15 protein-coding genes and 2 pseudogenes are annotated in these 14,270 nt (G+C 59.4%); 4 read left to right on the top strand and 13 right to left on the bottom strand.

From position 1 onward, the window contains the following. Window positions 1-220 precede the first annotated feature (220 nt). The 12 genes and pseudogenes from AC1DVH_RS08350 to AC1DVH_RS08295 form a co-directional block, all read right to left on the bottom strand. Window positions 221-478 (bottom strand): annotated as a pseudogene (locus AC1DVH_RS08350) (hypothetical protein); the annotation flags it as partial. Between the two features lie 124 nt (window positions 479-602). Then, window positions 603-1,409 (bottom strand): sulfite exporter TauE/SafE family protein, encoded by an 807-nt coding sequence (locus tag AC1DVH_RS08345; protein WP_477753382.1) that lies wholly within the window; start codon window positions 1,407-1,409, stop codon window positions 603-605. Window positions 1,410-1,418: 9 nt separating this feature from the next. Then, window positions 1,419-2,636: an NAD(P)/FAD-dependent oxidoreductase gene (locus tag AC1DVH_RS08340; RefSeq protein ID WP_477753384.1), complete on the bottom strand. Its 1,218-nt coding sequence runs from the start codon at window positions 2,634-2,636 to the stop codon at window positions 1,419-1,421. Between the two features lie 63 nt (window positions 2,637-2,699). Next, window positions 2,700-3,005 (bottom strand): annotated as a pseudogene (locus tag AC1DVH_RS08335) (protein tyrosine phosphatase family protein); the annotation flags it as partial. Between the two features lie 60 nt (window positions 3,006-3,065). Then, window positions 3,066-3,929: an MBL fold metallo-hydrolase gene (locus AC1DVH_RS08330; protein ID WP_477753381.1), complete on the bottom strand. Its 864-nt coding sequence runs from the start codon at window positions 3,927-3,929 to the stop codon at window positions 3,066-3,068. Between the two features lie 88 nt (window positions 3,930-4,017). Further along, window positions 4,018-4,776, bottom strand: coding sequence for an amino acid ABC transporter ATP-binding protein (locus AC1DVH_RS08325; protein ID WP_477753380.1), 759 nt, complete (start codon window positions 4,774-4,776; stop codon window positions 4,018-4,020). 4 nt (window positions 4,777-4,780) lie between these two features. Continuing rightward, the gene (locus AC1DVH_RS08320) at window positions 4,781-5,470 is read right to left on the bottom strand and encodes an amino acid ABC transporter permease (protein WP_477753379.1); all 690 of its coding nucleotides are present in this window, start codon (window positions 5,468-5,470) and stop codon (window positions 4,781-4,783) included. Window position 5,471: 1 nt separating this feature from the next. After that, window positions 5,472-6,167 (bottom strand): amino acid ABC transporter permease, encoded by a 696-nt coding sequence (locus AC1DVH_RS08315; protein WP_477753378.1) that lies wholly within the window; start codon window positions 6,165-6,167, stop codon window positions 5,472-5,474. Window positions 6,168-6,209: 42 nt separating this feature from the next. Then, window positions 6,210-7,061, bottom strand: coding sequence for an ABC transporter substrate-binding protein (locus AC1DVH_RS08310; protein ID WP_477753377.1), 852 nt, complete (start codon window positions 7,059-7,061; stop codon window positions 6,210-6,212). A 94-nt stretch (window positions 7,062-7,155) separates the two neighbouring features. Next, window positions 7,156-8,334: a trans-sulfuration enzyme family protein gene (locus tag AC1DVH_RS08305; RefSeq protein ID WP_477753376.1), complete on the bottom strand. Its 1,179-nt coding sequence runs from the start codon at window positions 8,332-8,334 to the stop codon at window positions 7,156-7,158. Between the two features lie 20 nt (window positions 8,335-8,354). Then, a complete protein-coding gene (locus AC1DVH_RS08300) occupies window positions 8,355-9,395 on the bottom strand; it encodes a PLP-dependent cysteine synthase family protein (RefSeq protein WP_477753375.1) in 1,041 nt (346 codons plus the stop codon). Between the two features lie 14 nt (window positions 9,396-9,409). Then, window positions 9,410-9,790 (bottom strand): Rid family detoxifying hydrolase, encoded by a 381-nt coding sequence (locus AC1DVH_RS08295; RefSeq protein WP_477753383.1) that lies wholly within the window; start codon window positions 9,788-9,790, stop codon window positions 9,410-9,412. Between the two features lie 569 nt (window positions 9,791-10,359). Between AC1DVH_RS08295 and AC1DVH_RS08290 the strand changes: the two genes are divergently transcribed. Next, window positions 10,360-11,370, top strand: coding sequence for a D-cysteine desulfhydrase (locus tag AC1DVH_RS08290; protein WP_477753374.1), 1,011 nt, complete (start codon window positions 10,360-10,362; stop codon window positions 11,368-11,370). A 68-nt stretch (window positions 11,371-11,438) separates the two neighbouring features. On the opposite strand, the gene AC1DVH_RS08285 is transcribed toward AC1DVH_RS08290, so the two are convergent. Further along, on the bottom strand, window positions 11,439-11,906 hold the full coding sequence (locus tag AC1DVH_RS08285; RefSeq protein ID WP_477753373.1) for an Lrp/AsnC family transcriptional regulator: 468 nt from the start codon (window positions 11,904-11,906) through the stop codon (window positions 11,439-11,441). Between the two features lie 167 nt (window positions 11,907-12,073). Between AC1DVH_RS08285 and metC the strand changes: the two genes are divergently transcribed. From metC to AC1DVH_RS08270, 3 genes are all read left to right on the top strand, one after another. Continuing rightward, complete coding sequence (gene metC, locus AC1DVH_RS08280) at window positions 12,074-13,261, top strand: cystathionine beta-lyase (protein ID WP_477753372.1); 1,188 nt, start codon at window positions 12,074-12,076, stop codon at window positions 13,259-13,261. A 65-nt stretch (window positions 13,262-13,326) separates the two neighbouring features. Continuing rightward, window positions 13,327-13,671, top strand: coding sequence for a DUF3088 domain-containing protein (locus AC1DVH_RS08275; protein WP_477753371.1), 345 nt, complete (start codon window positions 13,327-13,329; stop codon window positions 13,669-13,671). A gap of 350 nt (window positions 13,672-14,021) precedes the next feature. After that, a complete protein-coding gene (locus tag AC1DVH_RS08270) occupies window positions 14,022-14,174 on the top strand; it encodes a hypothetical protein (protein ID WP_477753370.1) in 153 nt (50 codons plus the stop codon). Window positions 14,175-14,270: the final 96 nt, after the last annotated feature.

Here is a 14,270-nt window from a genome sequence, read left to right as displayed (position 1 = left end):
TTGCTCCCCCTTCAACGCGCATCCGGAAAATCGGTTCCATTGGTTGCTGCGTCACGCAGACTTGTCGAGCGCGTCGATCACCCAAATCCACGACCTGCAATTCTCGCCAGTCACATGCTCAAAGCGTCAAGGGTAACGAGTTTTAACTCAAGGGGAACATTCAACCCTCGGTCTGTGAAGTGATCGGCGGCGCGTTTCGATGCAATTGAAAGCATGTTGCTCAATTGCAGCAACCACAGATTTCGATGAGCGAGGACGACTCTATCTGTCGAGCTTGGTTGAGGTAGTAGCGCCAATCCTGCTCGCCCATCTCAACCATGAATTGACGGTACTCCGCCTGCTTGATCGTCAGGTACACCTTGCGGAAGTCATGGCCCAGTGCGTCGCACGCTCAGCTCGAGCGTGCGAGGGCGCTGAGCGAGCTGAGCCAATTGGTGGACAGCAGGGTGGTGGCTTGGGCGTAGCCGTTGCCTTTAATACTTTGAACATGGTGCCATCCGTTTATAGGGGGCGGCAACCTGTTGGAAAGAGCAGTTATTTGGTTTTTCTGTTCAACACTCGAACGCCTTAAGGGGCTGAACCGGGCTCACTCCGGCGGATTTCTACATCCATGTTTTGAGTATCAGGTAGCTGGCCACCCCCATGCATACCGCGGAAAAACAGAGTTGTATCGCTTTGGCAGGAATCCTCGGGGAGAGCATTCTGCCCAACAACATCCCGCCGACACTGGCGGCGATAAACACGCCACCGGTCACCGTTATGTGGGCACCTGCGTGAATAGCGCCCGCCACTGCAGTGGCGGAGATCAGGGCAATGGCCATCAGCGAGGTAGATACGATTCCATGCATCTTGATGTCTGAAAGCTGTTGAAACGCCGGTACGATCAAGAATCCTCCACCAACGCCGAGCATCCCCGTGAGCAGCCCTGATACTGAGCCGACGACGGCCAGGGTGGTTGAGCATTCCAGGGTCCAGCGCAGTCGGCCGGTCTGCGGGTTGAGCATGCAGTTTTTGTGTTGCCAGGGCTGTTCATCGCCTGCGTGTTTAGGCGGGTTGCCGCACGCCTGTCGAGCCATACGAATCGCCACAATGACCATCACCCCGCTGAACAGCGAGATCAATACGGTATTGGGTAGCGAATGGGCAACGAACACGCCCAGCGGCGAGAAGACGGCCCCCAATAACGCCATCAGCACGGCTGCACGATAACGGACAAGGCCTTTTCTGAGGCCATCCACGGCCCCGACTGCGGCCGCAGCGCTGACGGCGAACAGCGCAACGGGTGTCGATTGCGTCATGGTCCAGCCCAGCCCGATCACCAGCGCCGGTATGGCTAGAATGCCGCCCCCTGCACCGGTAAGGCCAAGAATGATGCCGATGGCTATTCCGAACGTTGCACCTAAAAGCATGCTCGTCCCTCACTCAGACTTGGAGACGCTCGTCAGCCACTCACGGCCTTTGAGCATGCCATTCCAGTAAAACCAGGGTAAAAATCTGGCTTTCAGGAACCAGGCGGACCGCCGGGCAACCGTCGGGTCCAAGGGGAAGGAGGGGAGCAGTTTCCCGCCGTAGCCGAACTCGGCCAGCACGACTTTGCCTTTTTCGACTGTCAGTGGGCACGACCCGTAGCCATCGTAGCGCAGCGGCATGGGCTGATGACGGCGCAAGGCCAGGAGGTTCTCGGTCACGACGACGATTTGTTTGCGGGCGGCAGCGGCGGTTTTGGCGTTGCTGGTGGAGCAGATATCACCCAGCGCGAAGACGTCCGGATAACGGCTGTGTTGTAGGGTTCCCGGATCTACCTCGCACCAGCCGGCGGAGTCCGCCAGGGGGCTTGAGCGAATGAACTCGGGGGCTACCTGTGGCGGCACCACATGGAGCATGTCGAAGCGCTTGGCTTGCCGAACGAGAGTGCCGTGTGCGTCCCGGCTTTCGAACCAGGCGGTTTTGCTCGGGCCGTCGACTTTGACCAGGTTAGAGCCGAACACCAACTGCGCCTGATACTTCTCGATGTACTTCATCAGTGCGGGGATGAAGGGCGCCACTCCGAACAAGGTGGCACCGGCGAGATTGAACTCGACATCCATGCCCTGCAAAACACCTGATTTTTGCCAGTGATCGCAGGACAAGTACAGGGCTTTTTGCGGAGCACCGGCACATTTGATTGGCATGGCGGGCTGGGAAAACAGCGTTTTGCCGCGGTGTAGCCCCTGCACCAGCTGCCAGGTGTAGGTGCAAAGATCATAGCGATAGTTGGACGTCACCCCATGCTTGCCCAGAGTTTCTTCCAGCCCTTCGATGTGCTCCCAGGCCAGCCTCAGTCCCGGGCAGACAATGAGGTGCTGATAGGCGACGCGTTGACCATTGCTCAGCGTCAGACGCTTGTTGTCGGGCAGGACCTCGACCACCGCGGCCTTGATCCAGGTGGCGCCGCGCGGAATGACGTGCGACATGGGCCTGACGGTCTTGCGCACGTCATACGCGCCACCGCCGACCAGCGTCCAGGCCGGTTGGTAGTAGTGTTGGTCATTGGGTTCGATCAGTGTGATCCGCAGGTCGGAAGCCCGCTTGAGCAGACTGGCTGCGACCCCGATGCCCGCCGACCCACCCCCAATGATCAGGATGTCGGCAGTAATTTCAGGGAGATCGCCGGCGGCTTTGTTGCGATTGACACTCGTAGACGCCTTTTGGTAGAGCGTGGTTGAGCGATTACCGGTGCGGCAAAATGCCAATACCGGTGCTGGCAAGCTGTCCAGCAGCCAGCCAAAATCTTGTACGTCAGTGTCGCTGATGGCACTGGGCTGAACCGGAAAATAGGCAAATTCGAGGCCTAGCCGGTTGGCTTCAGTTTGAATGATCGCGCTGGCCGGTTGATCCGCGCCACCTTCATTATCCGGTCGGTTACAGATGATGGAGCGAAACCCGAGCTTGGCGGCTTCGTGCAGATCTTCCGGGGTTATTTGACCGGATGTTGAAAAGTCTTTGCTGTGGGTAGTGACTTGCATGCCGACTCGACTCTTAAAAGAGGTTATCCATGTGGCTCTGCCTGAACTCAATAAAGCTGTTCAGAACACATTGAGCGGAATCTTCAGGTAGCGGATGCCGTTGGCCTTCGCCGCAGGTGTCTCGCCGGCCCGCATGTTGATCTGTACTGACGGCAGCAGCAGCCTGGGCTGGCCCAGGGTTTTGTCGCGCGCTGCGCGCAAGGCAACAAAATCAGCCTCGCCGATGCCTTGGCCGACATGGATGTTGTGTGCGCGTTCTTCGGCCACAGTGGTCTGGTAGCCATAGTGGTCGCGCACGGGGGATTTGTAGTCGTGACACATGAACAGACGGGTATTACCTGGCAGCGCGAACAGCCGGTTAATCGAACGGTACAACTGGTGAGCGTCGCCACCGGGAAAGTCGCAGCGGGCGGTGCCACAGTCGGGCATAAACAGGGTGTCGCCAACGAACGCCGCATCTTCGATCAGGTAGCTCACGCAAGCCGGCGTATGGCCGGGGGTGTGCAGTACAACGACGGACAGTGAGCCGATGTGAAATGTTTCGCCGTCGGCAAACAAGCGGTCGAACTGACTGCCGTCGACCTTGAACCCTTCTTCGGCGTCGAACAGCTTGGCAAAGGTGTCCTGCACCTGGGGAATACGATCGCCAATGCCAATTTGCCCGCCCAGGTGCTCTTGCAGATAGCGGGCGGCCGAGAGGTGGTCGGCATGCACGTGAGTTTCCAGTATCCACTCGAGCGTAAGCCCGTTGGCGCGCACCTGCTCGATCAGGCGATCGGCACTGACGTACGAGATGCGCGCCGCGGCGGTGTCGTAGTCAAGCACCGGGTCGATGATTGCGCAGCGCTGAGTCAGCGAGTCGCTGAGCAGATAGCTGTAGGTGCAGCTCTCGGGGTCGAAGACAGGTTCAACGTTAAACGGCATCGTCATTTTTCCACGCACAGATCGTCTGGGTCAGTACTGCCGGCAACGTACAGCAGCGCGGCGGTTGAGTCGCACTGCTGCAGTCCATTCAAGACGCCAGCGATATCCCGCCCCCGGCCATTGGCGAGCGAATATCGGACAGGAATCGCTGCGCGCGAGGGTGTTCCGGGGTCAGGAAGAACGACTCGGGCGTCGCGCGTTCGAGCACCCGTCCCTGATCCATGAAAATCACCCGATCAGCCACTTCGCGGGCGAAGCCCATCTCGTGAGTGACGCAGACCATGGTCATGCCTTCCTTGGCCAGGCCTTTCATCGCTTGCAGCACCTCGCCGACCATCTCCGGATCCAGCGCGGAGGTGGGCTCATCGAACAGCATCACCGGTGGGTTCATGGCCAGTGCCCTGGCGATGGCCACGCGCTGTTGCTGGCCGCCCGAAAGCTCACCGGGATAGGCGCCGGCCTTGTGGGCCAGACCGACGCGCTCCAGCAGGCTCATGGCCAGGTCGTTCGCTTCTTTGGCGGGCAGCTTGCGCAAGCGCCGCGGTGCCAAGGTGCAGTTTTGCAACACGGTGAGGTGCGGGAACAGGTTGAACTGCTGGAACACGAAGCCGATCCGGCTGCGCAGAGCGTTCACACTGACGGAGCGCGCATGGATGTCCACACCGTCGATGAAAATGTTGCCATTCTGAATGGCTTCCAGCCGGTTGAGGGTACGAATCATCGTCGACTTGCCGGAGCCCGACGGGCCGCAGACCACCACCACCTCGCCTTTGGCCACGGTTTCGTTGATGTCAGCCAGCGCATGATAGCTGCCGTACCACTTGTTAACGTTTTCTAGTTTGATCATGGGATTAAACCTTTGCAGAACGGACGGCGAGATGCTTTTCAAGCCAGTAGGCGAAGCGCGACAGGCTGAAGCACATGACGAAGTAAGTGAGGCCGAGGAGTGCATAGATCTCGATCGGTTTGGTCGGCAGCTGAGCGCTGATCTGCGAAGCGACAAACGACACTTCGGAGAGGCTGATGATGTAGCCCAGCGAGGTCTCCTTGATGGTGGAGACGAACTGGTTCACCAGCGAGGGCAGCATGTTGCGAAAGGCCTGGGGCAGGATTACCAACAGCATCGTGGACAGGTACGAGAAGCCGAGTGATCGGGAGCTTTCCATCTGCCCACGGGGCAATCCGAGAATCCCGGCGCGGATGATTTCGGCCAGGTAGACCCCATCGAAAATCACCAGGGCGACGAGCATGGTGCCGAATTGATCGGTGCGTTGACCGGTCAGGGTTGGCAGGAGGAAATAGGCCCAGAAGATCACCATCAACAACGGAGTGCCGCGCAGTACATACACCATCCCGGTGACCGGCACGCGTAAAATGGCGAACGGACTGATGCGGCACAGCGCCAGCACTACGCCGACTGGAAATGCCAGCACCAAGGCCGACGCGGCCAGGATCAGGGTCATTAACAGACCGCCCAGMGGSCCGTTCGGGTACTGGCCGATCAGGTAGTACAGCCCATAGGTTTGGATGATATCGAGCATCTCAGGCACTCCGTACGGGATAGCGTTGCTGGTACCAACTGGACAGCAGGGTGATGACGATCGAGACGCTGACATAACCTGCGGTGGTCACGGCGAACGACTCGAAGCCCCGGAAGGTGGCGCTTTCCACTTGCTGGGCCTGATACATCATTTCAGCGACGCCGATCACCATGGCGATGCTGGTGTTCTTCCACAGGTTCAGCGTCTGGCTGATCAGCGGTGGCACGGTCACCCGCAGCGACTGCGGGAGGATCACCAGACGCATGGTGCTGATAAAGCCGAAACCGAGGGTGCGACCGGCTTCCATTTGCTCCTTGGGAATGGCGCGTAGACCGCTGCGGATGTCCTCGGCCATATACGCGGCGGTGTAGAGCACCAAGGCGATGACCGCACTGACCGCCTCGATGTTGTGCTGGTAAATCCAGGCCTTGATACCGGCCGGCAGCAGTTCCGGTGCGCCGAAATACCAGAACAGCATGTGCGCCAGCAACGGAACGTTACGGATCGCTTCCACGTAGATGATCGAGATGCCGCGTAGCGGCGCGAAAGGGGCGAGCCGCAAGACCGCCAGGACGATCGCCAGCGGCAGAGCAATGACCAATGTGATCAGGGCGAGTTGGATGGACAGCAGGAAACCACTGACCAGCCATTCGTGATACTGCCCGGACAGTACGATMGACAAATCAAACGTATTCATAAAAGGGGCCCATGGCCCGGCCGAAGCCGGGCCTCCAACAAGTCAGTTGATGTTGTCGGTTTCGATCTTGAACGATCGGCTGGCGAACTTCATGTTGGAGTCTGGACCAAACCATTTGGTGAACAGTTTCTCGGCCTCACCGGAAGACTCCAGGTGACGTAGGGTCTTGTTTACCTGCTCCTGGAAGGCCGGCTCGCCTTTCTTCAGGCCCAACGCCAAGTGCTCGGTCGACAAGTTCTGCGGGAGTATCCGATAGTCTTTGGCCGCATCACCGAGCTTGGCGAAATTTCCGGCCAAGGAAGTCTCGTCGTTGGCATAAGCCAGACCTTTGCCCTGTTGCAGGGCGAGCAAGGCCTGAGGATTGCTGTCGAACGAGACGATCTGGGCGGTGGGGAGCTTCGAGCGGACACTCTGCTCCATCGTGGTGCCCTTGATCGTCAGGATCTTCTTGCCTTCCAGTTGGTCCAGTTGATCGATGCCACTGTCCGCCTTGACCATCACCTTCTGCCCGGTGATGAAGGTCGAGAGCGAGAAGTTGATCAACGCCTCACGCTCCTTGCTATGGGTCAGGGAGGCGGCCAGGAGGTCAATGCGACCTTGCTGCAGTTCGGGGATACGTGCAGTGTTCGCCAGTTGTTTCACCACTGGTTTGACCCCGAGGTCCGCGGCGATGGCAGTGCAAAGATCCACGTCGTAACCCTCGATTTCACGAGTTGCCGGGTTCTTCATGAAGCTGAACGGCTCGTCGGTGCCGAGTACGCCACAGACTAACTCCCCCTTTTGCTTGATATCGCTGAGTTGGTCGGCTGATGCCGAAACGCTAGTTGCCAGGGCTAGGGCCAGGGCCAGCACTGCAGTTTTCCAGTGGGTTTTGACTACGCGGTTTGTCTGCATTTTATTGACCTTATTATTGTGAAAAAACATTCCAGTTTTAGTCAGCATTGGGTGGAGCGAACTTCGAGGTACCTCTTGTTGACATGGGTATAAGTTATTCGGCCGAATCAGTACGCAGTCGCTCAAAGCCTGCATTCAAGTCGGCGATCAGGTCGTCGACGTGCTCCAGGCCGATGGAGAGCCGGACCAGGTTTTCGCTGATGCCGAGGCTGACTTTCTGTTCATGGCTCAAGGAGTTGTGCGACATGCTGTAGGAGTGGTTGATCATGCTTTCCACCCCACCCAGAGAATCGGCCAGGACAAAGATCGACAGTTGCTCAATGAACGGGGCCATCGCCTTGCGGTCGGCCGCAAGCTTCAGCGAGACCACCGCGCCGCCAGAGCGCATCTGGCTGTTGCACAGTGCGTGCTGCGGATGGCTTTCCAGCCCTGGGTAGAACACTTCCTCAACTAGTGGGTGGGTGCTGAGGAAACGCGCGATCTGCGCCGCATTGCTGCACTGACGCTCCATCCGTACGTCGAGTGTCTTTAGTCCGCGCAGGGCCAGGTAGCAGTCGAACGGACCCTGGACCGCACCGATGGCCATGCTGATGGCGCGCAGACGGGCGAACAGTTGCTCATCGGCCGCCACCACCACACCGCCGATCAGGTCGGAGTGGCCGCCGATGTATTTACTCGCCGAGTGCATCACCAGGTCGACGCCAAACTCGATCGGGCGCTGGTTCCAGGGCGAGCAGAAGGTGTTGTCGACGCAGGTCAGGATGCCGTGGTCGCGGGCAAAGTCGGTTACGCGCTGGATGTCCACCAGTTGCAGCAGTGGGTTGGTTGGGGTCTCGATCCAGATCAGGCGAGTGTTGTCGCGACGGCTGGTAGCCAGTGCCTCAAGGTCGTTGAGGTCGACGTAGCTGGCGTTCAACCCGGAGGTCTTGCTGCGATAGTCCTGCATCAGGCGGAAGGTGCCACCATAGACGCCAGCCATCACGATCACGTGTGAGTCCTTGGGCAGGAGATCAAGCACGGTGGCGGTGGCGGCCATGCCAGAGGCGCAGGCTACCGCACCATGACCGCGCTCCAGCTGGGCAATGCAGGTTTCGTAGGCATGGCGGGTAGGGTTGCCGACCCGCCCGTAGGCGTAGTCCGGGCTGTCATCAAGGCTGCGTTTGGAGAACGAGCTGGAGGTGACAATCGCCGGGAAAATTGTGTTGTCCGCATAGGTCGACTGTTCGCCGGCATGGATCACTTGGGTCGAGAAGTTGTTCGTGTTCTGGCTCATGTTGGGATGCCTGGCGCGGGTTAAAGAAAGCGATCGAGTTGTTGGGTATACGGGGTGATGTCGCCGATATTGCGCGTGACCCAATCACGGTCGTAATAGGTGTCCAGATAGCGTTCGCCGCTATCGCACATCAAGGTCACGATGGAGCCCTGTAGACCCTGTTCCTGCATCCGCAATGCGACACTCAGCGCCCCCCACATATTGGTCCCGGTGGAACCGCCCGGCTTTTTGCCAAGCAGCTTTTCCAGCCAGTAGAGGGTGGCGATGCTGGCCGCGTCGGGCACCTTGAGCATGTCGTCGATCACGTCCGGCAGGAACGATGGCTCCACCTGAGGGCGGCCGATGCCTTCGATGCGGCTGCCCTGGGGGCTGGTGAGGCTCGGGTCACCCGTACGGTAGCTTTCATAGAACACCGAGTTCTCGGGGTCGACCACGATCAGCCGGGTGTCGTGGCCCTTGTAGCGAATGTAGCGGCCGAGGGTTGAGGAGGTGCCACCAGTGCCGGCGCTCATGACAATCACGTGGGGAACGGGGTGTGGCTCGCCGGCCATCTGCTGGAAGATGCTGTCGGCAATATTGTTGTTACCGCGCCAGTCCGTTGCCCGCTCGGCGTAGGTGAATTGGTCCATGTAATGGCCGTCGCTCTTGCGGGCCAGGCGCTCTGCCTCGGCATAGACATGGGACGCATGATCGACGAAGTGGCAGTGTCCGCCGAGCTGCTCGACCTGTTGGATTTTTTTGCTCGCAGTGTTGCGCGGCATGACCGCGGTGAAGCGCAGGCCCAGCAGTTTGGCGAAGTAGGCTTCGGACACGGCCGTGCTGCCCGAGGATGCCTCGACCACATGGGTGCCCTCGCGGATCTTGCCGCTACAGATGGCGTGCAGGAACAGCGAGCGTGCCAGCCTGTGCTTGAGGCTGCCGGTTGGGTGTGTGCTCTCGTCCTTGAGGTAGATGTCGATGCCCTTCAAGCCCGGAATGTCGAGCTTGTGGATATGGGTGTCGGCGGAACGTAACAGGTCGCAGGAAATGCTGCTGATGGCCGTGCAGATCCAGTCATTCATGGTCTGATTCCGGCTCAGCATACGGCCACCGCGATAGCGTCCACCTCCACCAGCGCTGCTCGCGGCAAGCTGCTGACGCCAATCGCCGCGCGCGCCGGATAGGGCTTGGTGAACAGCTCCTCCATCACACCATTGATCAGGGAGAAGTGGCTCAGGTCAGTTAAGTAGATGTTCAGTTTGACCACATCGGCGAAGCTCATCGCAGCCTCTTCAAGGATCGCCTTGAGATTGACGAAGGCCTGTCGGGTCTGCGCTTCGATGCCTTCGACCATCTGCATGCTCTGCGGGTCGAGGGCGATCTGGCCAGAAACATAAAGGGTATCTGCGCACTTCACTGCTTGGGAGTAAGGGCCAATCGCCTCAGGGGCGGCGCGAGCGGTGATGATCTGCTTCATTTTCGGGGCTCTCGGGGTACGTTTCATGTGACAAATCTTACAGTCACCCCCTAGAAAAATAGTTTTAAGATTCCTACTATTTGCGGTGTTTTTTAGAAAAAATTTCTACCGTTTTAACCAAAGAAGAATTTATTTATTCGTTCGCCACATCCTCTCCCGCTTGCAACGTTGCCGTCACGTCCCTCAAAGCCGTCAACTAACCAACAACACTCTGCCGGAGTGGGTAAAGAAACTTGAGGACGGGGGCTATACATCAGAGCCAAGGTGGTCCTGCTTCACCGCCGCTCTCCATCCGTGTCGCATAGACTTCGCCGATCACCAGAAAAAACTTCTAAGAGATGACCAAAGTCCGGTTTTTTTTGGGAACATTTTCTATTTTGACAACGCTAAGCTTCCCTTCTGTCGATCCGCACTCGTGATCGTCAAAGACGCGACGAACGACGCGTTCTTCCATGCACCGCGTTCCGAGCGGGCGCGTGGCTCCCTTGACCAGATCCTGCACTGCCCCGCCATACTTCGCGGCCCATCCGGCCGTGCCTCTTCAACGAACGCCAGGGCCCGATATGAACATGGCAACACTTTCCACGAGACTCGATACTTTCGACCGCTTGAGCTTGATTGACGTGGTGACACCGCTGCAGCGGCTGTCGCGGCTCTCGGCCCACGTGGGCCGCGACATTTACGTCAAGCGTGATGATTTCACGCCGCTCGCAATGGGCGGCAACAAGCTGCGCAAGCTCGAGTTTCTCGCCGCGGATGCGATCCGCGAAAAGGCGGACGTGCTGGTGACCGCCGGTGCCGTCCAGTCCAATCATGTCCGGCAGACCGCCGCGCTCGCGGCACGACTCGGACTGGATTGTGTGGCGCTGCTGGAAAATCCGCTCGGGGACACGCACGACGATTACCTGCAGAACGGCAACCGGCTGTTACTCGATTTGTTTCGCGTGTGCGTGCATGACGTCGACGAACTCGACACCGCGGACCAGCAGCTCGAGACTGCGGCCCAGCGTTTGCGTAACGAAGGCCGTCGCCCATACGTGATCCCGATCGGCGGCTCGAATGCGCTCGGCTCGCTCGGCTACGTTCGCGCGGGCCTCGAGCTTGAGCAGCAGATCTCAGCGGCGGGGCTCGACTTCTCGGCCGTGGTGCTCGCGTCCGGCAGCGCGGGCACGCATGCCGGTCTCGCATTCGCGCTCGCCCATGCATTGCCGTCGCTGCCCGTGATCGGCGTCACGGTATCGCGCACAGAGGCCGCGCAGCGTCCGAAAGTGCAGKGTCTCGTCGAGCGCATCAGCACGCTGCTCGACGTCGAGACGCCGGCCGGCATGCGCATCGACCTGTGGGACGAATACTTCGCGCCGCGCTACGGCGAACCGAATTGTGCCGGCCTCGACGCGGTTCATCTGCTCGCGCAAACCGAAGGGCTGCTGCTCGATCCGGTGTACACCGGCAAGGCGATGGCTGGTCTGCTCGACGGCATCTCGCGCGGCCGCGTAGAAGGAGACGGACCGGTGCTGTTCCTGCACACAGGGGGGGCGCCTGCGCTGTTCGCGTATCGCGACGCGTGCCGCGCTGATTGATGCGCGACACCGTCTCCTTGCTCCAATAACGCAGAACGCGCCGCCCGTCGACGTGCGGCGCGATCGCATCATGTCGTAACAATGTAATCGGTCGGTAATGCGGTCGTGCGCTTGATCACCTCCATTGCGAACGCCGAGCTCACGTCCATCAGCTCGACGCTCTTGATCAGCCGTTTGTAGACGTTGTCGTATCCGGCGATATTCGGCACGACGACCTTGAGCAGGTAATCGACGTCGCCGCTCATCCGGTAGATCTCGATGATCTCCGGAATCGCACACACAGCCTCGACGAAATGCTTCGTCCACTCATCACCGTGCTGATTCGAGCGCACCGTCACGAATGCAGTGAGCCCCAGGTTCAGCTTGGCCGGATCGCATAGCACGACCTCCCGGCAGATCACTCCGTCTTCCCGTAGCTTCTGCAACCTTCGCCAGCATGGCGTCGGCGACAGATTCACCGCCTTCGCCAGGTTGTTCAGACCGACCGTCGCATCCGCCTGAAGTATCGTGAGCATCTGTGCGTCGCGTTTATCCATATTGCCTCCGAGTTAGAAATTTTTTCCAATCCTATCTTGATCGACGACATTCTTTGGAAACAATTTTCGTCTTCGCGCAATTAATATGACTTCAAGCACAGCGACTGCCGCGACGATGCGGCGCTGCTTGATTCCCCTCGATTGAACCGACGAAAAAGGATCACGCCTTGAACACCACGTATTCGACCGATACCGTTCTGGTCCACGAGGGCCGCACGCACAACCAGCTCGGCGCGCCGGTGAACCCGCCGGTCTACCGGCAATCGACGTTGCTCTTTAACAGCCTCGAGGCACTGAAGACTGCGAGCGGCACGCCGAACGCATATGGCCGCGGTGGTAGTCCGACCACCCGCGCGCTCGAGAACGCGCTCGCCCGTCTCGAAGGTGCGCATCGTGCAATGCTGACGCCGAGCGGGCTCAGCGCGATCACCACATCGCTGCTCGCGGTCCTGGGTCCCGGCGACCATTTGCTGATGACAGACTCGGTCTACGATCCAACTCGTGCGTTCTGTGCGGAGACGCTTGCGCGTCTCGGCATCGAAACGACGTACTACAACCCGTCGATCGGCTCGGACATCGCAGCACTGATGCGTCCGAACACGCGCGCCGTTTTCGTCGAGTCGCCCGGCTCGCTGACGTTCGAGGTGCAGGACATTCCGGCGATCAGCCGGATCGCGCATCGGTACGGCGCAATCGTGCTGATGGACAACACCTGGGCCACGCCGCTGCATTTCCGTTCATTCGAGCATGGTGTCGACGTGTCGATTCACGCGGCGACGAAATACATCTCCGGGCACTCCGACGTACTCATGGGCGTGATCCTCACGACCGAGGCACTTTTTCCGAAGATCAATCGCTTCTATCGGCAGTTCGGCATAACCGTGAGCGGAGACGACGCGTATCTCGCACTGCGCGGCCTGCGCACGCTGTCACTCCGGCTCGAACGGCACCAGCGCAACGCGCACGCACTCACGGAATGGCTCGCGCAGCAGCCGGAAGTCGCTCAGATCCTGTACCCGGCACGACCTGATTCACCTGGGTACGCGCTGTGGAAGCGCGATTTCACGGGTGCGAGCGGCCTGTTCGGCGTGGTGCTGAATCCGCAATCGGACGAAGCGATGCGCGCGATGCTCGACGGCATGACCTGCTTCGGCATGGGCTATAGCTGGGGCGGTTTCGAGAGTCTGATTCTCCGGTCGAACCCGGCGAACTCCCGCACGGCGACGCAATGGCCGTGGGAAGGCCCACTGCTGCGAATTCACGCTGGCCTCGAGCACCCGGATGACATGATCGCCGATCTTAAAGCTGCATTCTCGCGGCTGCGCGCCGCCGCTCTGACACCAATGGAAGCCTGACCCGCCGCGTGCGCATCGCCCACACATCACCTCAACGTTCAATACCCACCCACAGAGAGACAACCATGAAAGACAAACTGCTCATACTTCGTCCAGGCTTCTTCAGCGGCACCGAAGGCCCGTTCTACTGCGGCGACTCGGTATCCGTCGAAGGCTTGCTGAGCTTCTGCCCACAGCTTCGGGACTTGGTCGACGTCGAGTACATCGATGCGCCGCGTCCGCGCAACGCAATCGTCGCGCTGATCGGCGAAGACAACCAGTCTGCGCCGGTAATTGTGCTCGGCAATGGGCAGGAGCCAAAGGACGTGTCCGTTGCGGTTCAGGAGTACAACGGCACGCGCTTCATCAACGCGCCCGACGATATCCGGCGCTACCTGTCGTCACAGTACAGCGTCGCGCAAGCGTCGTGATCGGTAGCGCTCAGGCGCACCCATCACAAACGGCCCGCCGCACCTAGTGACGGCAGGCCGCGGGCCGACGGTTMGCTAACGAGCCGTCGGCCCATTCTTTTGACGCAACCGCAACCGCAACCGCAACGGTTTGCTCGGCGCACATTCAGCGTGATGCTGCTCTTGCGATTTGGTCGACACGGCCCCGCTTGTATGCCGACTTTCATCGTCAAGGGTGATGTGCGCCCGGGGAGGGTGCAATTGATTGTAATTGACGTCCGGTGCTGCTGCGGGTTGGGGTTTATTCGGGGTGGCGCATTTACTTTGGACTACTGAGGTATCGCCCCAGATTCAGAAGCAAGGTCAGGCTGATGGTGGGCTTATTGTGCGGAATGCTTGCAGCTGCGTTCATGATTTTCGGTGTTCGTCCGCTTAGTGTCAGCATCGCTTTATTTGCGCCCAGCTTCATCGCAGCAACTATTCTGGTCGTGCTGATGTGGAGCAGTCCTGCTGAAAACCAATGATTATAAACGTCAACCTTACGTGCCATGCACTGAGGATTGAGCCGCCCTTAATTTCGTGACATACCGAATGTCCGCTACTGGCTGTGGATTCAACCG

It is taken from the genome of Pseudomonas sp. P4_C3 (assembly GCF_056402075.1).
The sequence above is the reverse complement of the archived record's forward strand: the minus strand, read 5'-3'. Positions and strand labels throughout refer to the sequence as shown.

Coding starts and splice junctions, on each gene's coding strand:
- AC1DVH_RS08345 (WP_477753382.1), bottom strand. CDS start 1,409: ATGCTTTTAGGTGCAACGTTCGGAATAGCCATCGGCATCATTCTTGGC.
- AC1DVH_RS08330 (WP_477753381.1), bottom strand. CDS start 3,929: ATGCCGTTTAACGTTGAACCTGTCTTCGACCCCGAGAGCTGCACCTAC.
- AC1DVH_RS08325 (WP_477753380.1), bottom strand. CDS start 4,776: ATGATCAAACTAGAAAACGTTAACAAGTGGTACGGCAGCTATCATGCG.
- AC1DVH_RS08310 (WP_477753377.1), bottom strand. CDS start 7,061: ATGCAGACAAACCGCGTAGTCAAAACCCACTGGAAAACTGCAGTGCTG.
- AC1DVH_RS08305 (WP_477753376.1), bottom strand. CDS start 8,334: ATGAGCCAGAACACGAACAACTTCTCGACCCAAGTGATCCATGCCGGC.
- AC1DVH_RS08300 (WP_477753375.1), bottom strand. CDS start 9,395: ATGAATGACTGGATCTGCACGGCCATCAGCAGCATTTCCTGCGACCTG.
- AC1DVH_RS08295 (WP_477753383.1), bottom strand. CDS start 9,790: ATGAAGCAGATCATCACCGCTCGCGCCGCCCCTGAGGCGATTGGCCCT.
- AC1DVH_RS08285 (WP_477753373.1), bottom strand. CDS start 11,906: ATGGATAAACGCGACGCACAGATGCTCACGATACTTCAGGCGGATGCG.
- AC1DVH_RS08275 (WP_477753371.1), top strand. CDS start 13,327: ATGAAAGACAAACTGCTCATACTTCGTCCAGGCTTCTTCAGCGGCACC.
- AC1DVH_RS08270 (WP_477753370.1), top strand. CDS start 14,022: ATGGTGGGCTTATTGTGCGGAATGCTTGCAGCTGCGTTCATGATTTTC.